This window comes from Methanoculleus sp., assembly GCF_035363275.1.
Lineage (GTDB): Archaea > Halobacteriota > Methanomicrobia > Methanomicrobiales > Methanoculleaceae > Methanoculleus.
This window is the reverse complement of the sequence record NZ_DAOSET010000016.1, coordinates 1-23216: the sequence shown is the minus strand read 5'-3', so window position 1 is coordinate 23216 and position 23216 is coordinate 1. Positions and strand designations below refer to the sequence as shown.

Genomic DNA, 23216 nt, shown 5'->3' with positions numbered 1-23216 from the left:
TATGGTTCATGGAGATGCGAAGAGTACGATTAAAGACACCGGACGAGACCTGGGGGCTGGCGGACCCGGATCGACAGAGAACGACCCGGCAGGATGCTATCGACGACGGGGACCTGATCGAGATCACCCGGATGGGAAGGGATATCGGAATCACACTCCCTCTCGCGGTCTCGGCACGGGCTGCAGAGAGCATGGTGCCGTTCCCGAATATTCCGCAGGAGACCGTCACGGAGAATCTCTGGGACACCCTTCACGCATTCAGGGATAAAGCCTGCACGACGACCGAGGAGGAGTTCGAGTTCCAGGTCAGCCTCTACCAGAACGGGTTCGTCCCTACCCTCACCTTCAAGGCCACGGTCTCCCCGGGAGATGACGGCGAGCCGGTCATCACCATCATGATGCCGGACGAGGACTGGGAGACGATCGGGTACGGTCATAACAGCCCGGGCGAGCGGATGCTCACCGTCGATGATGTCGCCTCGACTCTGAGTTTCACCCCCGGCCGGATCCGGGAGTTCATCCGGGAAGAGCGGATCCCGGCGGTCAAGTGCGGGGGGTCCTGGCGGATCAAGCGTTCGGAACTCGAACGGATCATGAACGAAGGTTTCTGATCCGCTCATACGGGATGGCTGCCGGCCCGGACCGACCGGACTCGTGCCTCCCCGGCCTGTGTCCCTGGAGTCAATTATATTCAGGCAGTATCTCATTGCGGGGCACAGAAAACAAACCTATTTAATTTTCAGACGTAGAGTTCTCCTCATGTGCATCGAGACCCCGCGAGCATTCCGGAATGCCTCCTCCGTTGATGCCGTAGCGGGAATCGGTCATATGACGGGACGAATGGCGTGCGTCTCCGGCGAGGGCCACAGGCGGGCCTTGCAGACTCTGGCGTTCGCGGCCTCTGGCATTGCAGTTCTTGCCCTCCTTCTGTTCTGGGTGGGGACGCCGGGACTCCAGGAATTTCAGACAGTTGAAACCTTCTGCCCTCTTGTGGGTCTTCCTGGTATACTGGGGCCGGAGAAGCAGTCCTTCTTCAGGCGCTGGATGAAGAGACGCGCTGGAGAGAACGACGAGGAGGGCGGCCCTGACCCGGGAACCCTCCGCCCGGAGTTCCCGTTCGATCCGCTCCCGGGCGAGCACGCTCGAACCGACGATGAGACGGGCGTCGAGGAAGGGTTTGAAACGGTCCCCGTGGTCCTCCTCCAGCCGATCGACAAGCCCGCCTCCCCGGGTGAAGATGCAGACGACCTCTCCCCCGGCGGTTCGGACGAGGAGGTCGAAGAGGTCTCGGGTGATTTCTACTGGTTCGAGGATCCCGCCTCCCCGGATGAGACGGATCCGCTCCCTGACCTCCCCCTCGACCACAGCCCGGACGACGGTGTCTCCGGCGATCCGGATGACCTTCCCGGACCCGTCCCGGATGACCTGCCTGTTCCGCTCACCGATGAGGAACTCATGCGAATGCTCGGGCTCGACGACGATGACTCCTCGCCGGGGGCTCCTGGTTACGCTGCCTTTTCGGTGGAGGATGAGCCGGCGGTTGCACCCGTTCTCCCGGACCGGGACCGCCCGGTGGAGTCGCTCGTCGATGACCTCGGCAGTCCGGATGCCGGGGTCCGCGGACGCGCCGCGAGAGCCGTCACGGAGCGCGGAGCCGATGCCGTGGCTCCCCTGATCGAAGCGCTCGCTCGTGCAGATGACAGAAGGCGGTGGTGCGTCGCCGAAGCCCTCGCCCTGATAGGCGAAGATGCAATCCCGGCGCTGATCGCCGCACTCGGGGACGGTGTGGTGCAGACCGGGGCGGCCGCTACGCTTGTCCGCATCGGAGAGCCTGCCGTGCCCCCCCTCATCGCAGCGCTCGCCGGGGATGACGACGAGGTGCAGTTCGGCGCTCGTTACGCGCTCCGGGAGATCGGCGATGCGGCGGCCCCCCACCTCGTCGAGGCGCTTGACGCGCCTCAGGGGAGCATCCGGCGATCCACCGCCTCTATCCTCCGGGAACTCGGATGGGAGCCGTCCGATGACGCCGCGGCGATCCGGTACCACATCGCCGAAGAGGCGTGGCTCGATGTTGCGGACTATGGCATGGCTGCAGTCGATCCCCTCATCCGCATCCTGAGATCCCCGGACCGGGAGGCATGGTGGAACGCCGCCCGGACCCTCGGGGAGGTCGGTGAGGCTGCGGTCGGCCCCCTGGTCGATCTCCTCCCCGAGGCGGACGATGAGATCCGACCGCTGGTGGGTATGGCGCTCGCCGAAATCGGTCTCCCTGCAGTTGATCCGCTCATCGGGCTGCTCTCCGACCTCTCTCTCCGCGAGACGGCGGCGGCGGCCCTGGTAAAGATCGGGGAGCCGGCAGCGGAGGGATGCGTCCGGGCCCTGGACGAGACGGACGGAGGGGTGCAGGAGACGCTCGGGAGAGTCCTCGGTGCGCTCGGGGAGGCGGCGGTCCCGCCCCTGATCCTGGCGCTGACCTCCGGCAGGTCGCGTCTTGCCGCCGGGGTCCTTGACGAGATGGGCTGGGAACCCTGGAACGACACTGAGCGGGCGTGGTACCTGATCGCCCGGGAGGAGTGGATAGAACTTGCCCTGATGGGCGAGCCGGCCGTCGAGCCGCTGATCCGGATCCTCAACGGCGACGACGACCGCCTACGCGGGGAGGCTGCGGCGACGCTCGGCGAGATCGGCCTCCCTGCGGCCGTAGGTCCGCTCGTGGATGCCCTCGCTGACGATGCCGTTGCTCCGGCGGCGGCAGATGCGCTCATCGCCATCGGGAGGCCGGCCGTAACCCCGGTTCTTACGCTGCTCGAGAGGGCAACCGGCGCAGTCCGGGAGAGCGCCGTCGAGGTTCTGGGCAGGCTCGGGGCGCATGAGGCTGTCCCGGCCCTTGTCGAACTCGTCAGGAGCGGCGGGGACCGTCTTCACCGGAAAGCCGTCGACGCCCTGATCGGCATCGGTGCCCCTGCGGCGGGTCCCCTCATTCCTCTCCTCGGCGAGGACGGCGACGGCCACACCGGAGCGGTGACCGCGCTCACCGGGATTGGCGACGCCGCCCTCCGGCCGCTTGTCGAAGCGCTCGGCGATCTGAACGCCCGGACGCGCATGGGGGCCGGCCTGGTCCTCAGGAGACTCGACCGGGTTCCCGCGGGGATAGAGGAGCAGGTCGTCTACCTGATTGCGCTGCAGCGATGGCTGGAGGTCGTGGATCTCGGAGTCGCCGCCGTCGATCCTCTGGTTGCGCGGCTCGGGGACGCGGATGCCGGTGTCCGGGCGGGAGCGGCGGAGTCGCTTGTCCTGCTCGGGAAACCTGCGGTTCTCCCCCTGGTCCGCCTGCTCGGGGAGGGGGGCCGCTCCGAGTTCGCAGGCGATACGCTGGTTCGGATCGGGGGGGCGGCCGTAGAACCCCTGATCCATGCCCTGGGCGAGGAGACGCTCCGCCCGGCGGCTGCCGGGGTGCTGGTGCGGATCGGGAGGCCTGCCGCGGATGCGCTCATCCCGGCCCTCGTGCTTCCCGATACGGGTGAGGCTGCGGCGGAGGTCCTGGCGACGATAGGCGAGTCTTCCATCGATCTCTTGATCGAGGCGCTCGGGAACGGCGACGCCCGGATCCGGCAGCGGGTCGGTGATGTGCTCATCGATCTAGGGGACCCGGCTGTCGCCCCGTTGATTGAGGCGCTGGGGCACCCGGACGACGCTGTCCGCCTGGAAGCGACCGACACGCTCACCCGAATCGGCAGCCCGGTCGTTGCCGATCTGACGGAAGCGCTCTCGGACGAGCGTTACCGCGTACGGCTGGGTGCGGCGGAGATCCTCGGAAGAGCCGGGTGGACGCCGGAGACCGAGGGCGAGACCGTCCGCTACCTGATTGCAAAGGAGCAGTGGGCCTCTGTCGGGGAGGTTGGGGCCGGGGCCGTCGAGCCGCTGATCCGGACGCTCAACGACCCGGACACCGCAATCCAGATGGGGGCGGCGCGGGCGCTCGGCATGATCGGCGCCCCTGCGGTCGCAAGGCTGATCGACGAGCTCCGCGTCGAGCAGGACGGCGGGCAGAGGAAGGCGGTCGAGGCGCTCAAGATGATCGGGGAGCCGGCGGTCGCGCCGCTCATCGATGCCCTCCAGGACCGTGACTGGCATATCCGCCTCGGGACGGCGCGGGCGCTTGTCGCTATCGGGGATGCCGCCGTCGAGCCGCTGGTCCGGGCTCTCCACGGCGGCTCCCCGGCGATCCAGATGGGAGCGGCCGCGACGCTCGGCAAGGTCGGCAACCCGGCTGCCATCACCCCGCTCACCGATACGCTCCTGCACGGGGACTGGCGTGTGGGACGGGTTGTGGTGCGGGCGCTCGGCATGATGGGCGAGGCGGGGGTCGAACCGCTCCTCTCGGTCCTTGCGGAGGGGAACGATACGGCCCGGAAGGGTGCGGTGGCGGCTCTTGTGTTGATCGGGGAGCCGGCGGCCCGACAGCTCCCCGGCGCGCTCACGAACGGGCATTTCCGCGTTCGCGCCGGGGTTGCGGACGCTCTCGACCGCCTGGGCCGGCCGCCGGGGCCGGGGGAGGAGACGGCCCTCTACCTGATCGCGAAGGAGCAGTGGAGCGATCTGGCCCGGATGGGCGAGACGGCGGTCGGGCCGCTTGTCGCGGTCCTCAACGACCGCGATGACAGCATCCGACGGCGGGCGGCAAGGGTCCTCGGCGAGGTGCGCGACCCGCGTGCGGTCCCGGCGCTCATGGACCTCCTCCACGACGATTACTACAGCATCCGGCGGGAGGCCGCGGCGGCGCTCGTCGCGATAGGGGCCCCGGCCGCGGTTCGGGTCGTCTCCGCACTCGGCGACCCCGACGGCGACGTCAGAAAACGTGCCGCGGACGTGCTGGCTGAGATCGGGGACGCAGGGGCGGTCGAGGCTCTTAGAGGCATCCTCAACGATGAGGACTGGTACGTCCGGAGGGCTGCAGGGGATGCGGTGGAGAGGATCCGGGAACGTACTGGAGGGAGCCGGTGAGCCGGCAGCCCGACGGCGTGCCTACACCAGTTCATACCGGCGGAGGAACTCCCGGATCTTCCTCGACTCGATCCAGCCCCTGTCGAGCTGCCGGATATACCCGTTGATCCGTTCGACCTCGTCCCGAATGGTTCCGGTCACCCGTTCGTCCTCGCCCAGGCAGGCCATGCCGAGGATCACCTGGAGCGGCTGGCGGATATGGTCGGCGAGGACGGCAAACTGCTCGATGTTCTGCTCGATCTGGGAGAATGCCTCTTTTCGGGCTCGTTCGAGTTCTTGCTGGCGGGTGATGTCGCGGGATATGATCGCCACCCTCTCCGCCTCCTCACTGCTGCCCGGGATCGGGAAGAGGATGCCTTCCAGGACCATTCCCGAGCGCTCATCGACGTGCCGGAGGGGGCTACCTGTACGGACCGCCCGCTCAACCGCCTCCCGCCGTACCGGCGCCAGTTCGGGTGGGAAGAGATCGTAGATGTTCGTCCTGAGGAGTTCCGCGACACTTTTTTCGAGCCGTGCCGCCATCACCTCGTTCAAGGCGAGGACCGTTCCGCTACGGTCGATGAGCAGGGCTGCATCGGGTATGGCGTCGAGGAGCGCCCGGAACTGCTCCTCCGCCCGTCGCTGCTCGGTGATGTCGTGGACGATGGAGTGCAGGAGCACCCGCCCGTGGACGACCACCCGGCCGCTGAAGACGTTCACGTCGCGGACCCGGCCGTCCGCCAGCCGGTGCCGGAACGAGAAGTGCCGCTCGCCATCTGGTTCCGCTTTCTGGATCTCCTGGAGTATCTCCTCGTAACTGAGCGTGTTGATGTCGCTGATCCGCATCGTGGTGAAGACCTCGCGGGGGTAGCCGTAGTAAGCGCTCGCTGCAGGGTTCGCATCGACGATGGCCCCTGTCTCCGGGTCGATGATCAGCATGACTGCGTGGCTGGTGGTAAAGATACTCCGGAACCGCTCTTCACTCTCGGCGAGGTCCTCTTCGGCCTGCTTCCGTGCGGTGATATCCTCCACCATACCGAGCGTATACCGGACGGTTCCGTCGGCGTCGCGAAGAGCCGTCACGGTCGCTCGGGCCCAGACGACCCCTCCGGAACGGGTGACGTAGCGTTTCTGCAGCCGGTAGAGATCGCGCTCTCCTGTAACCAGCTCCGCAAGGCATCTGCTGCTCTCCTCCACGTCGTCGGGGTGGGTCAGCCCGGCGACCGTCATCTCCTGGAACTCGTCGGCGCTGTAGCCGAGGATCTGCTGGAGTGCCGGGTTGACTTTGACGACTCTCCCTTGCGTATCGGTCAGGATGATGCCGATCCCGGCCTCCTCGAATATCGTGCGGAACCGCTCCTCGCTCTCTGCAAGGGCGGCCTCGGCCCTGACCCGATCGGTGATATCGGTGATGTAGCCCTCGATCACCCCGGCGCCGCCCTGCGAATCGGGAACTCCCCGCCCCTGCTCCCAGACCCATCGCTCCTGGCCGGAGGCGGTGATGAGGCGGTAGGTCATCTGGAAACCTTTCCCCTCGGCGAGCCCGGCGGTGACCTCTTCCCGGACCCGTTCCCGGTCGTCGGGGTGGATGAGGTCGGCGTAAGCGACCCGCCGGTTGCCGACGAGATCGTCCGGTGCGTAGCCGGTGATCCTCTTTGCTCCCTCGCTGACGAACTCCATTGCCCACTTGCGGTCTGCCCTGCACCGGTAGGCCATGCCCCGGAGGTTGCTCATCAGGGTGGCAAGCTGCCGCTCGCTCGTTAAGAGTGCTTCACTGGGCCGACGCTGACCCGTGACATCGAGCATGGCTCCCATGAGCCCCGTCACCTCTCCTTCACTGTCGCTCAACGACACCAGGATCAGGTCGATGGTGTAGGTGGTTTTGTTGATGGTGAGGGGGATCTCTTCCCGTACCGCCTCCCCTGCCTCCAGAACACGGCGTTTGAGTCTGGTTAGCCGTGCGGTCTCTTCCGGACAGAAGAGGTCCGCGTCCGTAGTTCCGGGAGTGAGGGTCGAGAGGGGGCCGGCGTCACCGGGGATGAAGACCCCCGTGTAGCGGAGGTCGCGGTCCTGGCCGAAGAAGACCGGGGGGAGGTCTCGGTAAGGCCCCGGGACCGGCTCGGCACCTCCTTTGCCGGTGTCGTGGAAGACGAGGAGCCGGAGCACGGGTTTCGCGCCCTCGATCACGCTCGATGTGATGGATACCCGCCGGATACCGGAACCGGGGACCAGGATGCCGATGGTTATCGGCGGCGGGTACGGCCCGTCCCGGAGGAGGGCGACGACCCGCTCACCTGACTCGCCCTCCGCGAGGAGGGGAGAGAGGCGGCCCCGGATGGTATCGAGAGCATCCGCTCCGATAAGTTCCTCCCGCGCTGCAGAGAGAAGGGCCTGCAGCGGTGCATTGGCCTGCACTATCTTCTGATCGGCGTCGACGATGAGGATCCCGTCGCCCTGGGCCAGGGCCGGGAGCGTGGTCGTGCGCCCGCCGGAATACGTCGTGAGCGTCATGAATAGCACGGTCGCGCGGCTTGGCCGGGCCTTCTTCCGGGAAGGCTCCGCACCTGTTCTCCTCGGGCCCTACAAAAGGTCCTTCCTGAACCATCCCGGGTGGACGGACGGCGGTGCGTCCCGATTCACACGTCGTGCATCCCTGCCCGTCACTGCAGGTTACAGGACTCCTCGTAGGACTTCCGGCAGTCCGGGCAGAGCGTCCGAGCCTTTCTCAGGTCGGGGAACGTCTCTTCGGTGATCTCGTCGCAGGCCGCTCCGCATATCTCGCACCAGTACTCTTTCGTCTCTTCTTTCTCGTCGCCTTTCATGTCACGCTTCATGCGATCTCCCCCTGTGTGCTCGCTGCCCGTCACCGGGCATGGGCTATCGCTCTCCTTCATCCGGCATATGCTTTCCCCCCGGATCACCCCTGTCTCATCCGGTGAGGTTGAGCCCCATCTCCCAGAACCTCTCCTGGACATCGGGATCGAGGGCGAGGGACGACGGGCGTGCCCACCGTGTCTCTTCGAAGTACCCGCCGTTCATCCTGCCGGCGTCCGGCGAGACGGCGAGGCGCGCCTCCACCTCCCCCCCCTTCTCCGGGGGGCGCCGCCGCTCCGCCCCCCCATATAGGCCCGGAGGAGCCTGGTATCGATCACCCCGGGGTGGAGGGAGTTTGCCGTCACCCCCGTCCCCTCGAGGGTCCGGGCGAGGCGGGTGGTGAAGGCGACGATTCCGAGTTTCGATACGGCATAGGCTTTGTAGCCGTCGTAATCCTCGAAGCCGGGCGCGTTCGCCAGGTCGGGTGCCTGCGCGCTCCGGTGGGCGATCGACGCGACGTTGACGATTCGCGCGGGCACGCTTCGCTCGAGGAGCGGGAGGAGTTCATGGGTGAGCAGGAAGGGGGCGAGGTAGTTCACGGCAAACGTCATCTCGATCCCGCCGGGTAGAACCTCCCGCTCCGGCATGAAGACCCCGGCGTTGTTGACGAGCACGTCGAGCCGGTCGACCGCCCTGCCGACCTCCCGGGCGAGGTCCCGGACCCGCTCCTGTACCGAGAGGTCGGCGACAAAAAGGCTCAACCGGTCGGAACCGGTGGCAGCCTCCAGTTCCGCGAGGACGGCACGGCCCTTCCCCAGGTTCCTGCCGTGGAGCAGGACGCGGTGACCCTGCGAGAGGAGGGCGCGTGCGGTCGCTTTTCCAATACCGTCTGTTGAGCCCGTAACGAGGATGGTCTGCTCCGCCATATGCGGTCCGGATGCACCCTCTCTCACTTGAATGTTTGGTACCGGTGCGCTCCTCCACCCCGGGCGGCAGATCTGATCGATGTTAAGCCCGTATCCGGGTCAAACGCACCGCAGATTGGTCAACTTCCTGAAAAACCGGTGCGTAACAAAAGAAAATAATGATATACCGCACCACAAAATTGTATGTATGGTGCGATACTCGGTCACGATGCAGGATGACCTGGTGAAGAAGATCGACGGGATGTGTGAATTCCGGGGAATATCCCGGTCCGAATGGCTCAATGAACTCTGCATGAACCACCTCGACGGTGCATCAGACGGCAGCGCCGTGCAGGACGCGGCTCCGGCGGGCATGCCGCCGGTAAACAGTTCCGGGCCCAATATAACCGATTACGAGGCCGCATGCGTGAATTTCACGATCAACATCCCCGAGCACTTCAACTTCGGGTACGACGTGATCGACCGGTGGGCCGAGACCGACCGGAACAAACTGGCGATGATCTGGGTGGACCAGGAGGGCAACGAGAAGAAATACTCCTTCCGCGACCTCCGGAACCTCTCCAACGGTGCCGCGAACATCCTCTTGAAGTACGGGATCAAGAAGGGCGACCGGGTCATGCTGATGCTCCCGAGGATCCCGGAATGGTGGATCTTCGTCGTCGCGCTCGTCAAGCTCGGGGCGGTCTTCTGCCCCTGCCCGACGATGCTGACCCCCAAGGACATCAAATACCGGGTGCAGGCCGGCAAGTTCCGGATGATCATCACGAACAGGGAGAACGCCGAGAAGGTCGACGAGGTCGCCGATGCCTGCCCGCTGCTCGATACCCTCTTCCTCGCGGACGGAGAGCGGGAGGGCTGGGCGAGTTACCCGCACGAACTCGAGTACCCTGCACGTGTCTCGCACCATATGGTCAGCATGCCGGTCGCAAAGAAGACGAAGTCGACCGACCCGATGATGATCTACTTCACCTCGGGCACCACCGGGGAGGCCAAGATGGTGCTGCACAACCAGAGTTACCCGCTCGGCCACATCATCACCGCCTCACTCTGGCAGGACCTCAAGCCGAACGATCTTCACCTGACCTTCTCGGACACCGGGTGGGCGAAGTGCGCCTGGGGCAAGATCTTCGGGCAGTGGATTGCGGGGGCGTGTATCTTCGTCTACGATACCCGGGGGAAGTTCGGTGCGACCGAACTGCTCCCGCTGATAGAGAAGTACGAGGTCACCACGTTCTGTGCACCGCCGACGGTCTACCGGATGTTGATCCTTGCCGACCTCGACAAGTTCGACTTCCGGGACCTCCGGCACTGCTGCAGCGCCGGTGAGCCGCTCAACCCCGAGGTGACCCGCGTCTGGCAGGACGGCGCCGGGCAGCCAATCTACGAGGGATACGGCCAGACGGAGACCGTCTGCTGCATCGCCACGCTCCCCTGCATGAAGCATAAGCCCGGCTCCATGGGAAGACCTGTGCCGGGCTGGCATATCGAACTCCACGACGACGACGGCAACCCGGTCGGCGTCGGGGAGGAAGGGAAGATCGCGGTCAAACTCGATCCCCGGCCGGTCGGGCTCTTCGTGGAGTACCTGGATAACCTCGAAGCAAACCGGGAATCGTTCCAGAACGGATTCTACTACACCGGCGACAAGGCATGTATGGACGAGGACGGCTACTTCTGGTTCATCGGGCGCAACGACGACGTCATCAAGTCCTCGGGGTACCGCATCGGACCGTTCGAGGTAGAGAGCGCCCTCATGGAGCACCCGGCCGTCCAGGAGTCGGCGGTCGTCGGGTCGCCGGACCTGATCCGGGGGATGATCGTCAAGGCGTTCATCGTGCTGAAGCCCGGCTACCAGCCGTCCGAGTCGCTGGTCAAGGATATCCAGAAGCACGTCCGGAACAGCACCGCTCCGTACAAGTATCCGCGGGCGATCGAGTTTGTTTCGGAGCTCCCCAAGACCATCTCCGGGAAGATCCAGCGGAACATCCTCCGAGACCAGGAACTGCGGAAACACGCGAACGGGAACTGAACCGCCCGTTCCTTTTTTTATGGGTTTGATGGTGCGCAACTCGCACCTGACGGTGCTCGAACTCCTGCCGTTTCGACAGTCGTTCCCCCAGAGGCGATATCTCCACGGTCCACTGTACCGTGATGTTTTCCTCGTTTTGGTCGCTCTGTTTGCCGCGCCTCGCGGCGCCTGAGCTATTCTGAAATGCTCCTAACAGTAAATGCGATAACTATCAACCCCGCCGCTACACAAGCACACCAACATAGCACCGCCCCCATCGGCGGCCGAAAAACCTGTCTGCAGGCCCCGCTCAACAGACCCGCTCGATGAAGTTCTCAAGAATACGGAGACCGACCGCACCGCTCTTCTCGGGATGGAACTGGACGCCGTAGGTGAGAGCGTTTCCGACGGCGGAGGCGAAGGGGTGGATGTAGGCGGTGCTCGCGAGGGTGTGGGCCGGTGCGGCCGCCGCGTAGTAGGAGTGGACGAAGTAGACGTACTCCTCCTCGCGGAGCCCGTCAAAGAGCGGGGTCTCCTGCTCGATCGTTATGGTGTTCCACCCCATGTGGGGGACCTTCTCCCCGGCGGCCGGGATAAAACGCTTCACGTCTCCCGGCACGAGGCCGAGCCCCCGGTGGATGCCGTGCTCCTCGCTTGAGTCCATCAGCATCTGCATCCCGAGACAGATGCCGAGGAGCGGCGTATCGTTTGCGGTGGTAAGGACCGTGTCCTTGAGGCTGCCGAGCATCTCCATTCCTTCGCGGAACGCCCCCACGCCGGGGAGGATGATGCCGTCGGCCGCCGCAATCAGCTCCGGGTCTGCGGTGATCGCCGGTACGGCTCCTGCCCGCTCGAGCCCGCGGAGGACGCTCCGCAGGTTGCCCAGACCGTAATCAATTATAACTATCCTCTTCTTCATCCGCATCTCCCTGTTTGCGCCACAACCCGCGCTCGATCCAGTCGCAGGAGAGGCCCTGCTTCTCCTGCCACCCGGTGAGTCTCCCAAGCCACATCTCCCAGAGATCGGGGCAGGACTCCTTGATGATCTCGAACGTCGCAAGGTCGCTCGAGGGGCACATGAAACACCCGATACGGTCGAGCCCCCGCGCATAGAGGCGGTTGTAGGGGGCCTTCTCGCGGAAGATGTAGAGCCAGACATGCATCGCCGTCCACTGCTGGATGGGAGCCGCCGAGAGCTGCTGCGGGACGTGGGAGTTCCGCCAGACCCGCCGGCTCTGCATCCGCTTCACCGACTCGTACTTCCGTTGCCCGATGAACGAGAGGCACTCTCCCCAGTTTTCGCCGATCAGACGGCCGACGGGGTGGAGTTTGCAGACCTTGCAACACCAGCGGTTGTCGACCGCCGGCGGGCCGTTCTTCTCGAACTCATGCCAGAAGGTCTCTTCATCGCAGACCCGGAAGACTTCAAGCCCGTAGCGTTCCGCCACCGCATCCACGTTCTCGCAGGTCTCCGGGAACTCGAGCCCCGTATCGGCAAAGAGGAGCGGCACCGGGCCGAGCGCTTTTAAGACGATGAGCAGGGTCGCAAGGCTGTCTTTTCCGCCGGAGTAGGAGACCGTGGGCCGCTCGGGGTTCCGTTCCGCCACGTCCCGGACGAACTTGATGCTCGCGGCCTCGTAGTCTGCGAGGAGAGTTTCGTTTGCCCGGATCGCATCCTCCCAGGTCGCCTTGCCGGGGACCGGGACCGAGGGTGTGTTCTTCCGTGTCCGGACGACAAGCCCCCGCTCCATCGTCGCGGCGGTAGCGGCGTCGACCTTTGCCCTGCCGACGCCGATGCACTCGCCGGCCCCCGTCAGGATGAAGACCTCGTCGCCCTCGTGGACGGCGGGGTCGATCGAGACGAGGCCCGGTGCGAGGAGGCTTGCTCCCCCGTCACGGATGGACGGGACCGCCCCGTCGTCGGCGACGACGTAGCGCTTCGTCGGCCGCAGGTACGCCGCGGCGCCCGGGCGCGGGAGGGGCTCCCAGCGCTGCTCGTCGGGGATGTAGCGGACCGCGCCCACGACCGCGCCGCCGAGGACGATCTCGTCCATGCGGTCCTCGGCAGGAACTTTGTTCAGGAGTGCGATATGGCCTTCCGGTATCAGCGGCGCTCCGAAGTGATCGCTGAATATGCTGTTGATCCGCTCGATGTCGTCGGGGAACGCGGGCCGTGCGTCTCCCGGCGGCGTGACGGCTACCGGGTGGGTCGGGGCGCCGCAGGCGCAGACCCCGGAGAGCACGGGAGCGTGGCAGGCGTCGCACCAGCGAAGCAGGATCTTCCCGAGGTAAAGGCGAGGCATTCTCATATTCGTTGGGGAGAAACGGATAAAAGTCTTGGTGTATTCTGAACTGTTTCAGCAACAAACTTCCGGAAACAGCAGTTTTACCTTGATGGCAGCCGCCCCGATCTCCAGGCGGCGGCGCATCGCCGTATCGGCGGTCAAATCCCCGGTGCGTATCCTGATCCCCCGGGGGTCCGACCCTCCGGGTGCATCGGGGTTGGGTGCATACCATTAAATACATCCTCTGTCTCATAGTATTGTCATGTTCAATCATGTAGAATCGTGCCCGCGACTCCGGCATCGGCCTGCCCACGATCCTACTCTGATGAATGGAGAGATACCGCATGTACCGGGTGATTCCGTGACCCCCCGTCTGCCGGCTGTACAGACCGCAGGTATAGCAGCAGGCCTCCCTGTTATGACGATTGACTATAGAGCCCCGCCCGGACTCGTGATCACCGGCTGGGGGGTCCCCTGCGCCGCATTGCTCGATAAGCGGACTCACGCAGCGTGCATCCTTCAGAAGACTACTTTCGGCAAGAGCCTCTCAGCCCCGTCTTTCCGACGGGCGGCATGGGGTGAGACGAATGCATGAGAACGGGGGTGTCAAATTGGCATCAATGCGTGTTGCGGGAAGACCGTTGCGAAAGACCGAGGTCCTGGGGCTGCTCATCTTCGTCCTCATGGCGGCCGTCATGCTTGCGGTCGGTGCCGGGCTCTTCTACGACTGGCTCGCCGAGCCGGGATCGGCGCCCGTGGGGACGCCGGTCGAGCTCGGCCCGATATCGGAGATCCTCTCGGCCGCCGGGGCCGTCCCGGCCGTGGCCATCGTGGTAGGCGTCGAGGTGGTCGGAGGGCTCTCCCTGATTGCGCTCTACATGCTCTCCAGTGTCAGGCGCGGGGCATAAAAGGCCCCATTCCTGCTCCCATTCTCACTCAATTTTTGCGATCCCGTGCTGCAACGGCGCTCCGGCGCGACCCCCGATCTCCCCCACGGTCCGCGGTGGTTAAAATCGCCGAATTTTGCCGTAATTTGAGGGGAAACTGGCTGTTCGAGCGTAAAATATATATCTTGAATCGCTAACATCAGTAATATCCCACCTCGGGAAGGAGGTGTGTCATTTATGGCAAAGGAGAACAAGTCCCAGGACAAGAAGCAGGATAAGAAGGCGGAGAAGCAGGACAAGGCTAAGAAGAACTAGGCCTTCAGGAGCATCAGGCCTCTCACCTTCACGTTTTCTTTTTTTCGGCCGGATCTCCGGTCTGATATGTGTCTCCCCTCTCCTGCCGATGAATGTCTTCACCGGAACACGGCGTGTTCCAGCCTCCGCGACGCCCCGGCCGCCAGGGCGATGACGGGCACGATCTCGAGCCTCCCTGCCCACATAACGATGATGAAAAGCCACTTCGCCGCGGGGCTCATGCCGGGGTTCACGAACCCGGTGCTGATCCCGACGTTGGAGACGGCGGAGACGACCTCGAAGACGACGTCGGCGGAGTCGAACCCCCCCTGCGGCGCAAGGTGGAGCAGGAGGAGGGTGGCGACCGCGACCACCAGGATGAAGAGCACGGCGACGAGCATGCTCTTTGAGACCTCGTACTCCGGGAGGTGCTCGAGGATCGCCCGCCCGTCGTGTCGGAGCGGGGTGATTGCCCGCCGGCCGGCCTGAAGCCTCAGGAACCACCATCTGAGCAGTTCGAGGCCGAGGATGACCCTGCCGAGTTTGATGCCGCCGGCGGTGCTTCCCGCCGACCCGCCGATCAGCATCAGCACGGTGAGGGCCATCACCGTGGTGGCGTACCAACTCCGGGGGTCGGCGTTCTGGAACCCGGTGCAGGTGATGCCGCTTACCGTCATGAAGATGCCCTGCCGGAGGGCCTCGGCGGGGGCGAGAGAGGAGATGGTCGCGAGGTCGAACGTGACGACGGCGCACCCGGCAAGGATGAGCGCAAAGAGGAGGATCGCCTGCCGGTCGGTGAGAAACCCGAATCTCCTTTTGTAGTAGAGGAGGAAATAGAGTTTGAACGGCAGAGCCCCGGCAATCATGACCGGGACGATGAGCATCTCGAGGAGCGGGCTATTGTAGTAGAGGATACCGGCCGTATGCACCGCAAACCCGCCGGTCGATATCGCCGTCATGACGATGTTCACGGCGTCCCAGAGGGGTATGCCCGAGAGGAGGACGAGCCCGACACCGAGGGCCGTGAGCACCAGGTATATCCGCCACATCTCAAAGCCTGTGGCAACGACGCTCGGCATGAACGTCTCTGACCGTCCTTCCGCGCGGTAGAGCCGGAACCGGGTCAGGCCTGATCTCCCCGCGAGGGCGATGCTGAACGCGACGATCCCGAGCCCGCCCATCCACTGGGTCAGGGACCGCCAGAAGAGGAGCATCTTCGGCGTGGTATCGACCGACGGGAGAAGGGAGAACCCCGTGCCGGTCCATCCCGACATCGCCTCAAAGACGCTGTCGGTGTAGGGAAGCCCGAGACCGAACGTGTAGGGGAGGGCACCGATCAGGGCGGCGGCGAACCAGATCAGGGCGACCGCAGAGAGTGCGGCGGAGAGACGGGCCTCTCCCTCCACCTTCGGGATGCCGGCGAGCCAGATCCCGATGATGCCGAACCCCGCCGGCGCCGAGGCCATCGGGAGGAGGAGCCCGGTCTCGCCGTACCAGAGACCGACCAGGAACGGTGCGCAGGATACCAGCGCGATGAAGAGGAATATGAGCCCGAGTTCGGGGGCGATGGCCACAAACTGGCTGTTTGTCGCCGAGAATACTCCCATCCCGGAGAGTGCCGGGAGGAGACGGTTTTTGCGACGGTCCATTATCGCACCCGGTGCGGATCGCAGGGATCGGCGGCCGCAGGACGGAGAGATCGCTCTCTCTGGTATATAGTTGTTGGTGCTCTCCGGCCGTGCCCGGGCCGACGGACCCTCCCGACCGGCCCCGGAAGTTTCCGCGACGCCCCGACCACCGGAACCGCGTGGGCGATAGTGCAGCGGCCGGCGGCCTTCTCCGTGCCGGGACCGTATCGGGCCTTCCAGGCCGGTCAGCCGGGTAGTCCCGGTCATCGCCTTCTGGGGTGAGGGCCCCGATCCCAGTCATTTTTATTATAGTTGAATTATATTTATGGTGGTTTATCTGCCGGAGCCGATGATGTTTCAGTATCTCACGTCCATATCTGCAGAACCGCCGGCGATGCACCGGCAGCTCGACGAACCTGATGACGTAGTCTCTGCAAGCGATCGCCGTGCCGGGGCGCTCCTGCCCTGGGTTTCTCTTCTGCTGCTCCGGGAGCCTGCCGTCTTTCTCTGCCGGACGAAGATTGGCGTGGGCGCAGATGCGTGAAGTTCCGGCGGCACCAGGGAGAGGGAGGATAGATGGAGGATCTCTGTAACGCGTCGCCGGCCGACCTTCTGGATATGCTGCAGGACGTCGATGGTGCTCTCGACCACCGGTCGCGGCAGAGGCTGAGAGCCGGCATCGAAGCCCTGCTCGCTGAGAACCGGGACTTTGCCGCCCGGAATGCCCGGGTAAATCTGGAGCGCGATGCACTCTTCGCCGCCATCGGCAGGCAGGGGATTGTCTACGGTGCCGACGGCAGGCCGGTCGTGGCGGGTCCGGGAGACGAGAACCCGATAACCCGGTCACTCTCGGGGATGCAGGACGCACCGCTCCGTTATCTCGACGGCAGGCCGGTCCAATCCCGGGACCTTCCCGGGCACCGGGCACTCAGGGGAGAGACGCTCACGTCCTGCCGGTTCGTCATCCCCGCGGCCGGCGACGAGGAGATCCACATAGCCGTATCCGCTTCACCCGTCATAACCGGGGAGAGGATATCCGGCGCCGTCGTCACCTGGCAGGACATCACCCGGGAAGAGAAGACCCGGCGCCGCCTGGAGGAGGTGAACACCCTGCTTGAGGGGCTCTTCGAGAACCTCGGCGACATCGTCGGCGTCCAGCTGCCGGACCATACTATCCTGCGCTACAACCGTGCCGGCTACGAGATGCTCGGGATGACGCCGGAGGAGGTGAAAGGGAGGACATGCTACGGACTCATCGGGCGGACCGGACCCTGCACGATCTGTGCGACGGACCGTGCGCTCGCGAGCAAAAAGCGAGAGGTCGTCGAGAAGTTCGTCCCCGAACTCGGGCGGTACCTGGAGTGCCGCTCGAGCCCGATCCTTGGTCCCGGGGGGGAGGTGGCGTTCGTTATCGAGCAGCTCTACGACATCACGGATCGGAAGCGCGCCGAGGATGAACGCAGGGAGAGCGAGGCGACCGCCCGCGCTCTCCTCAATGCCCCGGCGGATATGATCGCTCTCGTGGATATGGACTGTCGCTTTATCGACGCCAACGATAGGCTGCTCCGGCGGGTATCGATGAGTCGCGAGGGCCTCATCGGCATGAACGCTATCGAGTTGTTCTCCGAAGATATGGTCGGGTTATATAGGTCACGCCTGCAGGCGGTCTCCGGCTCGGGCAAGTTCATGCGGTTCGAAGAGATGCGGCAGGGGAGGTGGTACAGCACCGTTCTCTACCCGGTCAGGGATGCGTCGGGTGCCGTCACCCGGGTCGCGGTCGTCGTCCGGGATATCACCGGAAAGAAGCAGGGGGAGGAGGCCCTGCGGAAGCGGACGCACGAACTGAACGAGCGGGTGAAAGAACTCTCAATCCTGTATGCGGTCTCCCGCATCGTTGAGCAGCCGGGAAGGTCGCTCGACGAGATCTTCTCTGAAGTAACCCGGGCGCTCCCTTCCGGCTGGCAGTTCCCGGAGGATCTCGTCGCCAGGATCACGCTGCGCGGCCGCAAGTTTGAGACGGAGGGGTTCCGCGAGACCCCCTGGCGGCAGACGTCGCCGATCGTCGCCTACGCCGAGACGGTCGGCACGGTGGAGGTCTGTTACCTCCACGAGAAACCGGAGATGGACGACGGCCCGTTCCTCGCCGACGAACGGTCGCTGATAGATACCATTGCAGGACGCCTGGGAAGGGCGATCGAGCGCGTCCAGGCGGCAGAGGACCTTCAGAAGAGCGAATCACAGTTTCAGGAGATTATGCAGCAGAGTTTCGACCTGATCTACACCTGTTATCACGAAGGGGGGATCTCCTACATATCCCCGGCTGTCATGCGGATCCTCGGCTACACCCCCGACGAACTCATCGGCTGCAAGTGCCGCGATTACGTTGTTCCGTCGTCGCTCCCCGAGTGGGAGAAGGGGCGAACGAAGATAGCCGCAGGCGAGCCGGTCGAGGGGCTCGGGATCGAGTTTCGCCGAAAAGACGGGTCGGCAGCATTTTTAGAGTTGAACGAGTCCCCGATCGTCCGCGATCGATCGGTGGTCGGGGTCCACGTGGTCGGCCGGGACATCACGGAGCGGAAACAGAACGAGCACCTCCGGCAGCAGGCGTTCGAGCAGATCGAGCGGAACATCGAGCAGTTCGCAATCCTTGGCGACCACATCCGCCAGCCGCTCCAGGTGATCCTCGGCATGACCGAGGTGCTCGAGGAAGGGGTGGCCGTGGAGCGGATCCGGGAGCAGGTCGAGCGGATCAACAACTACGTCCGGGAACTCGACCGGGGCTGGATCGAGTCGAGGCAGGTCCGGGAGTTCCTCCGGAAGCACGAGCTGGCGTGAGGGTGGTGGATACTGTCCCCCTGGCGGCACTGAGTATGGTCCGGGAGGTATAAATCTCGTGGGTAGATGTTCCGATCAACATGCAGCAATGGTTTGCAGGCCCTTTTGGGATGACCCCTGCATCGGAAATACCCTGACCGACATTACTGAGATCTGAATGGGGAAACGGCTTTTACCCTGGGGTTGCACCTCCGGTGCTTAAGTTCTACTCCTATGGAACATCGCCTGGCGGATCGCGTATCGGCCGAGAAGATGCCCGGGCGCGATCCACGTCCGGAAAGCCCGTTCTGGCTGCGATGGCAGCTGTGCGGCTTTCCGTATTATATGGCCGGAATGCAATGGTTGTATGATGAACGCAGAGATCCCCTGGGACAGGTCCCGGATGGAGTTCAACCCGGTCGATATGACGATATCGTACGACGGCGGAATGCGGTTCTCCGCCGCCCTCCCGTCCGGCGAGAGCATTCGAATCGATGCGCACCGTCACCTGGGCGGAGGCGGGAAGACGCCCAACCCCATCGACTACCTCATCGCGTCGCTCGGTGGATGCGTCGGCATCAAGATCCTTCTTGCTCTCTCGGATCACGATATCGTCCCCGACGAGATGGCCATTGCGATCCATGCGACACGGCGACAGACCATGCCGGCGCTCTTCGATCGCGTCCACCTGACGATCACCCTCCGCGCCGCCGTGGACGACGAGGTGATCTCGGGAATCATCGATCAGACGATAACCCGCTTCTGCCCCATCGCCGCGATGTTTGCAGAGGTCGGGGAAGTGACCGCCGAACACCGGATTGTCGGGAAATAATCCGGAGATACCGTGGTGGACATGCTACAGGCAGATCCTGAAGGAGCGGCAATGAAGGCGGAAGAATCGACAAATCCTTCTTGCCTTATTTGTGGGGGGACCGCCTTGATACCGTCAGGACGCGTGAAGACATCCCCTAAAGAGCTCACAGGTTGTCTCCTTTCAGAGACTACTTTCTGTCGTTCGCTGACATCTTGATAAAGGCTTCCGATACGGTCGAACTCCGCAAGGAGCAGATTATTGAGAATTCCGGCTGTTGAACCGGTTCCAGCATGATCTACAAAATTTTTCACGTAAAATCTGTCATTATACATAAGAGACGCGAGCCCATACAATGCCACAAAAATCAAATATACCAGAAGGATCTTCACAAGTTCGTTTAGGGAGAATATTCTATTCAGGCATGTGCCCAGTGTTGCATAATTCAATGTAACGAATGTTGCGCTCCCCGGATCCAGGGAACAATATGCAAGTTCAGCAACAACAACAAGCCCCGCAGTTGCGAACAGCCACACAACGGGTTTATTTATCCATTGCCAGATACCTGACCAGGTTTGTCCTATGAATCTGTCTATCTGGTAATTTTTATACCAGAAGGTATGGTTGATCCAATTTAGTGCAAAATGAGGATGAGAAAGAAGAGCAGAAATATCGGTAAATATTCTCCAGATTGTGGTTTTAACCCCCATTGTGCTCGAGGCGGCATCCAAGGTTGACGTAAACTCTCCCCCCAGAGTGGGCGGAGGAAGGTCGAACCTCTATATATACTTGTCTCGATTCTATGGATATGCACGAAGAAATTCCCGCTGTATATCCGAAGACCTTGATCCGGAGCAGATGGCGTGGTTCCTCCGCACGGCCAGGACAACCCGCCGGTTCCCCCTCGCCCCCGATGCCTCTCCCACTGAATTGCTGGAGCACCTGAACCTGCTTGATAACGGGCACCTGACGAACGCCGCGGTCCTCCTCTTCGGGAAGCAGCCGCAACGGTTCCTGATCTCTTCCGAGATCAAGTGCGCCAATTTCCACGGCACCGGGGTCGCCAAACCGATCCCGTCCTACCGGGTCTACAAGGGCACGGTCTTCGACCTCGTGGACGCGGCGGTGGACTTCGTCCTCGGCAAGATCGCCCTCTCGGTCGGGACTCGCGAGGCCGGCCCGCAGGCGCCGGTGCGCTATGAGCACCTTCGGCGAGCGTGAGCATCTCACGTAGGAGCGGGTCGTCACCTCCTTCCCGAGGATGCGTGAAGGCAGGCTCAAAGAGGTGACGAAAGAGCACCGGCACGACATCACCGTGGCTCTTGGCGGCCCGGTCGGGAAAGGGCTTCCGATGAGTAAGGGGCCGGGCCGGAGCACGTTCTCCTACCGTTCTGGCCGCCACCCGATGGCGGGTGGATGTTCGGAGTTCCCGGGATCTGTTCGAAGCCGATCTCCGAACATTTGCCGGGGAGCTTCGAACATTTGATCGCAAGCTCCGAACATTTGGGCACATTACGCGAGGGCCTCTCGATCCGATGTTAGGCCGGCCTTCGCTATCTATTAAGACGATGTAATGCTCCGGCACGGTTCGTATTCACATCGACCGGTTTAGCCGGATTTGCATACGCTTATGGGTCCGTCAGCGCCATAGTCACCTATGGCGCACTGGACGATAACCCTGAAACGTGAGGGAGCCGCGATCGTCGTCCGGGGCGAGGGCGACGACCCCCACGCTCCCGACAGGATCAACTACGAGGTCCGCGGCAGCCCCGGCGGGGTATACCGGGCGTTGCTGGACCGGATCCGGGGCGGGGTGGAGGTGCATCTGCTCGGCCGGATGTATGGTGACCGCGACCTCTACTGGATTGCCGAGTGTGCCTATACGGAGGCGCTGCTACACCCCGGCTGGTCGGTGGAGACTGATCTTCCCCCGCCGCCGGAGCCGGAGGAACTCCCGGAGGGGGCGATCCTGTGAGGGAGGGGGTAGCACGCCGGTGCGTTCACCCGGGCTTCCGGGAATCATGCATTTCTCTTCTCTAACCACGATTTCTGTTCCTGTCTTTGTAGCCTGCCCGTATATCTGAAAAATTCCTCTTAGTATTGGGTGTCCGATATGTCCGATATATGTCTGATAAATGTCCATTATCTGTTGGGTATACTATCGACACACCCTGGTTTCCTGGGGCGCATAATCCACCTTCTCTCCCCCGGATTCCGGCGGCAAGGTCTTGGCTCGTCGATATGGCAGTGCGCATCTCCCGCGATCTCGCGTGCAGCGAGCAGCCAGCAGCGGCCCACAAGACGCTCCTCGCGGTGAAAGAGCGGTATGAAGAACTCTGCCGGCGGCGGCGTTTGGTTCTTGAGGATCGGAAAATTCTGGCCATCCATGCACGAACGGAGCCCTACCGCGATATCTGGAACCGGTTCAGTGCGGTCATCGACGACTACGACGACTGCGAGGTGCTCCTCGACGCCCACGACGTTGCTGTGGCGATCGACGGCACGGTGCTCTACACCGGGGACTACCGGCACATCATCGCCAACCGGGAACTCATTCTTTCGGAAACCAGCCTCTACGATGTCCGGGGTCTGGGCGGCCGGACCCCCGAAGGGGGAACATGTGAGTGATAGGTAAGATTCGACATCCGGATCTGTGTAACGTCGGGAGACACGAGGCATACGATTTCACCATGCTGAGGAGAACAGCGATGCCCTTGTTCTATCGCTCGGCAACGTTTACCGGAAACTGAATGCGGGTGATTTCATGGGCCGGGATCAAGTACCCATCAAGTACGGAAAAACCGGCAGATATCTGGACATATACAGATCGCCAGCAATACCGCTGACGTTAATTTCCGGAAGCAGGCGCTCTGAATACAGCTCATCAAGTATTCCTCCCATCCGGTGCCGCCCACCACGGGACATATTTCATCATCTTTGGAGCTGCGTCTGGATCGTAGGGGACAATCTCTCCCATCTCCACTGCCTCTTTGATAAACCGTGAAACTGTTGCACTATTCTTCGAGGAGATACCGAATCGCTCACGCAGAGAACTGTTTGTCAGGTATTCCCGGTTGACATATTTCAGGCAGGCATGGAGGTAACAGGCCCGCACACGGTCGGCCTTGTCCATCCTGGCGAGCGGCCGGGGTGCAAAGAGGATTGACCGGGTGGCCTCTCCCGCAACTTCGAAGAAAGGAGCCGGGAGCTTAGAACTCAGGTCCGGGATACGATCTTGTCAATGCCGCTACCACGCTCTTCATGGAGGCGCATGAACTGCATCAGCCTTTTATTTCAGATTCTAACTGAGCGGCACGACGACAGATCGCAGTAAGCAAACCGGATTCAAAGGCATCGGCGAATGCTCCATCACAGTATCGATCCTGACGGATGAGTACGGTAAGCAACCGGGACAACTGTTCTGGAGTTGCTCTGCTCAGGGCCCCGGCGTCGTCACGGAGTTGTATTGCCTCAGGCGTCTCCATCCAGGTAGGCCAGTCGAAGTCAAGACGGACCCATTCGAGATCGTAGGCTGCTTCTATGTACTCGTTAGTAACCCGGGAGAACGAATACCAGGGGAGGGATGACCCTTCGGGATAGTCCCAATCGCCGAAGCAGAAGCCGGGCTGTTCGAACTGGGGAAGGAATGCAGCCAGCTCTCTGAGACGCTGCTGGGGCGTCGGCGTCTTCTTCTGCGCCGTCATCGCCGCCCCATCTCCTCAAACTGGATGATCTCTCCAGGCATCGGTTACGCCTCCACTCCGGC

General features: G+C 63.2%; 20 protein-coding genes. 10 read left to right on the top strand and 10 right to left on the bottom strand.

Annotated features, from left to right (window positions below; genetic code table 11):
• The first annotated feature begins 14 nt into the window (after positions 1 to 14).
• Together PLN84_RS04860 and PLN84_RS04855 are read left to right on the top strand one after the other, a co-directional pair.
• Positions 15 to 611: a helix-turn-helix domain-containing protein gene (locus tag PLN84_RS04860; RefSeq protein ID WP_300020341.1), complete on the top strand. Its 597-nt coding sequence runs from the start codon at positions 15 to 17 to the stop codon at positions 609 to 611.
• A gap of 433 nt (positions 612 to 1044) precedes the next feature.
• Positions 1045 to 5004, top strand: a complete 3960-nt coding sequence (locus tag PLN84_RS04855) for a HEAT repeat domain-containing protein (protein WP_348531949.1) — start codon at positions 1045 to 1047, stop codon at positions 5002 to 5004.
• Positions 5005 to 5025: 21 nt separating this feature from the next.
• Here the strand turns inward: PLN84_RS04855 and PLN84_RS04850 are convergent, their stop codons facing one another.
• From PLN84_RS04850 to PLN84_RS04835, 4 genes are all read right to left on the bottom strand, one after another.
• Positions 5026 to 7494, bottom strand: a complete 2469-nt coding sequence (locus PLN84_RS04850; protein WP_292384485.1) for a PAS domain S-box protein — start codon at positions 7492 to 7494, stop codon at positions 5026 to 5028.
• A gap of 149 nt (positions 7495 to 7643) precedes the next feature.
• On the bottom strand, positions 7644 to 7817 hold the full coding sequence (locus tag PLN84_RS04845; RefSeq protein WP_292384483.1) for a hypothetical protein: 174 nt from the start codon (positions 7815 to 7817) through the stop codon (positions 7644 to 7646).
• A 94-nt stretch (positions 7818 to 7911) separates the two neighbouring features.
• On the bottom strand, positions 7912 to 8061 hold the full coding sequence (locus PLN84_RS04840) for a hypothetical protein (RefSeq protein ID WP_292384481.1): 150 nt from the start codon (positions 8059 to 8061) through the stop codon (positions 7912 to 7914).
• A complete protein-coding gene (locus PLN84_RS04835) occupies positions 8019 to 8723 on the bottom strand; it encodes an SDR family NAD(P)-dependent oxidoreductase (protein ID WP_292384479.1) in 705 nt (234 codons plus the stop codon). The genes PLN84_RS04840 and PLN84_RS04835 overlap by 43 nt, the downstream gene beginning before the upstream one ends.
• 187 nt (positions 8724 to 8910) lie before the next feature.
• On the opposite strand from PLN84_RS04835, the gene PLN84_RS04830 reads away from it, so the two are divergent.
• Positions 8911 to 10752: an AMP-binding protein gene (locus PLN84_RS04830; protein ID WP_292384477.1), complete on the top strand. Its 1842-nt coding sequence runs from the start codon at positions 8911 to 8913 to the stop codon at positions 10750 to 10752.
• Between the two features lie 289 nt (positions 10753 to 11041).
• Here the strand turns inward: PLN84_RS04830 and hisH are convergent, their stop codons facing one another.
• Positions 11042 to 11650 carry an imidazole glycerol phosphate synthase subunit HisH gene (hisH, locus tag PLN84_RS04825; RefSeq protein WP_292384475.1) on the bottom strand — a complete coding sequence of 203 codons (609 nt, stop codon included), beginning with the start codon at positions 11648 to 11650 and terminating at the stop codon, positions 11042 to 11044.
• Positions 11625 to 13034, bottom strand: a complete 1410-nt coding sequence (locus PLN84_RS04820) for a phosphoadenosine phosphosulfate reductase family protein (protein ID WP_292384473.1) — start codon at positions 13032 to 13034, stop codon at positions 11625 to 11627. The genes hisH and PLN84_RS04820 overlap by 26 nt, the downstream gene beginning before the upstream one ends.
• A 569-nt stretch (positions 13035 to 13603) precedes the next feature.
• Here PLN84_RS04820 and PLN84_RS04815 point away from each other — a divergent pair.
• Positions 13604 to 13924 (top strand): hypothetical protein, encoded by a 321-nt coding sequence (locus PLN84_RS04815; RefSeq protein WP_292384472.1) that lies wholly within the window; start codon positions 13604 to 13606, stop codon positions 13922 to 13924.
• A gap of 392 nt (positions 13925 to 14316) precedes the next feature.
• On the opposite strand, the gene PLN84_RS04810 is transcribed toward PLN84_RS04815, so the two are convergent.
• Positions 14317 to 15846, bottom strand: coding sequence for a TrkH family potassium uptake protein (locus PLN84_RS04810; protein ID WP_348531948.1), 1530 nt, complete (start codon positions 15844 to 15846; stop codon positions 14317 to 14319).
• Between the two features lie 328 nt (positions 15847 to 16174).
• Here PLN84_RS04810 and PLN84_RS04805 point away from each other — a divergent pair, with 328 nt between their 5' ends.
• The 3 genes from PLN84_RS04805 (at position 16175) to PLN84_RS04795 (ending at position 19471) form a co-directional block, all read left to right on the top strand.
• On the top strand, positions 16175 to 16369 hold the full coding sequence (locus tag PLN84_RS04805; protein ID WP_292558627.1) for a hypothetical protein: 195 nt from the start codon (positions 16175 to 16177) through the stop codon (positions 16367 to 16369).
• Positions 16370 to 16401: 32 nt separating this feature from the next.
• Positions 16402 to 18660, top strand: coding sequence for a PAS domain S-box protein (locus PLN84_RS04800; protein WP_292558626.1), 2259 nt, complete (start codon positions 16402 to 16404; stop codon positions 18658 to 18660).
• A 346-nt stretch (positions 18661 to 19006) separates the two neighbouring features.
• Positions 19007 to 19471, top strand: a complete 465-nt coding sequence (locus PLN84_RS04795; RefSeq protein ID WP_292558625.1) for an OsmC family protein — start codon at positions 19007 to 19009, stop codon at positions 19469 to 19471.
• Here PLN84_RS04795 and PLN84_RS04790 read toward each other — a convergent pair.
• Entirely contained in the window at positions 19384 to 20181 is a 798-nt protein-coding gene (locus tag PLN84_RS04790; protein ID WP_292384465.1) for a hypothetical protein, read from the bottom strand. The genes PLN84_RS04795 and PLN84_RS04790 overlap by 88 nt on opposite strands.
• 127 nt (positions 20182 to 20308) lie before the next feature.
• On the opposite strand from PLN84_RS04790, the gene PLN84_RS04785 reads away from it, so the two are divergent.
• The 3 genes from PLN84_RS04785 (at position 20309) to PLN84_RS04775 (ending at position 22078) form a co-directional block, all read left to right on the top strand.
• Positions 20309 to 20671 (top strand): hypothetical protein, encoded by a 363-nt coding sequence (locus PLN84_RS04785; protein WP_292558623.1) that lies wholly within the window; start codon positions 20309 to 20311, stop codon positions 20669 to 20671.
• Positions 20672 to 21107: 436 nt separating this feature from the next.
• Complete coding sequence (locus PLN84_RS04780) at positions 21108 to 21425, top strand: hypothetical protein (protein ID WP_348531947.1); 318 nt, start codon at positions 21108 to 21110, stop codon at positions 21423 to 21425.
• A gap of 266 nt (positions 21426 to 21691) precedes the next feature.
• Positions 21692 to 22078 carry a hypothetical protein gene (locus tag PLN84_RS04775; RefSeq protein WP_300020140.1) on the top strand — a complete coding sequence of 129 codons (387 nt, stop codon included), beginning with the start codon at positions 21692 to 21694 and terminating at the stop codon, positions 22076 to 22078.
• A gap of 256 nt (positions 22079 to 22334) precedes the next feature.
• On the opposite strand, the gene PLN84_RS04770 is transcribed toward PLN84_RS04775, so the two are convergent.
• Both PLN84_RS04770 and PLN84_RS04765 read right to left on the bottom strand, forming a co-directional pair.
• Entirely contained in the window at positions 22335 to 22583 is a 249-nt protein-coding gene (locus tag PLN84_RS04770) for a hypothetical protein (RefSeq protein ID WP_348531946.1), read from the bottom strand.
• Positions 22584 to 22731: 148 nt separating this feature from the next.
• Positions 22732 to 23154 (bottom strand): DUF6508 domain-containing protein, encoded by a 423-nt coding sequence (locus tag PLN84_RS04765; protein ID WP_348531945.1) that lies wholly within the window; start codon positions 23152 to 23154, stop codon positions 22732 to 22734.
• Between the last annotated feature and the right edge of the window lie 62 nt (positions 23155 to 23216).

Bases quoted from the DNA above. Each gene is read 5' to 3' on its own strand.
- PLN84_RS04860 (WP_300020341.1), top strand. From the start codon at position 15: ATGCGAAGAGTACGATTAAAGACACCGGACGAGACCTGGGGGCTGGCG.
- PLN84_RS04855 (WP_348531949.1), top strand. From the start codon at position 1,045: ATGAAGAGACGCGCTGGAGAGAACGACGAGGAGGGCGGCCCTGACCCG.
- PLN84_RS04850 (WP_292384485.1), bottom strand. From the start codon at position 7,494: ATGACGCTCACGACGTATTCCGGCGGGCGCACGACCACGCTCCCGGCC.
- PLN84_RS04845 (WP_292384483.1), bottom strand. From the start codon at position 7,817: ATGAAGCGTGACATGAAAGGCGACGAGAAAGAAGAGACGAAAGAGTAC.
- PLN84_RS04835 (WP_292384479.1), bottom strand. From the start codon at position 8,723: ATGGCGGAGCAGACCATCCTCGTTACGGGCTCAACAGACGGTATTGGA.
- PLN84_RS04830 (WP_292384477.1), top strand. From the start codon at position 8,911: ATGGTGCGATACTCGGTCACGATGCAGGATGACCTGGTGAAGAAGATC.
- hisH (WP_292384475.1), bottom strand. From the start codon at position 11,650: ATGAAGAAGAGGATAGTTATAATTGATTACGGTCTGGGCAACCTGCGG.
- PLN84_RS04820 (WP_292384473.1), bottom strand. From the start codon at position 13,034: ATGCCTCGCCTTTACCTCGGGAAGATCCTGCTTCGCTGGTGCGACGCC.
- PLN84_RS04815 (WP_292384472.1), top strand. From the start codon at position 13,604: ATGCATGAGAACGGGGGTGTCAAATTGGCATCAATGCGTGTTGCGGGA.
- PLN84_RS04810 (WP_348531948.1), bottom strand. From the start codon at position 15,846: ATGGACCGTCGCAAAAACCGTCTCCTCCCGGCACTCTCCGGGATGGGA.
- PLN84_RS04805 (WP_292558627.1), top strand. From the start codon at position 16,175: ATGATGTTTCAGTATCTCACGTCCATATCTGCAGAACCGCCGGCGATG.
- PLN84_RS04800 (WP_292558626.1), top strand. From the start codon at position 16,402: ATGGAGGATCTCTGTAACGCGTCGCCGGCCGACCTTCTGGATATGCTG.
- PLN84_RS04795 (WP_292558625.1), top strand. From the start codon at position 19,007: ATGATGAACGCAGAGATCCCCTGGGACAGGTCCCGGATGGAGTTCAAC.
- PLN84_RS04785 (WP_292558623.1), top strand. From the start codon at position 20,309: ATGGCGTGGTTCCTCCGCACGGCCAGGACAACCCGCCGGTTCCCCCTC.
- PLN84_RS04780 (WP_348531947.1), top strand. From the start codon at position 21,108: ATGGCGCACTGGACGATAACCCTGAAACGTGAGGGAGCCGCGATCGTC.
- PLN84_RS04775 (WP_300020140.1), top strand. From the start codon at position 21,692: ATGGCAGTGCGCATCTCCCGCGATCTCGCGTGCAGCGAGCAGCCAGCA.
- PLN84_RS04770 (WP_348531946.1), bottom strand. From the start codon at position 22,583: ATGGACAAGGCCGACCGTGTGCGGGCCTGTTACCTCCATGCCTGCCTG.
- PLN84_RS04765 (WP_348531945.1), bottom strand. From the start codon at position 23,154: ATGACGGCGCAGAAGAAGACGCCGACGCCCCAGCAGCGTCTCAGAGAG.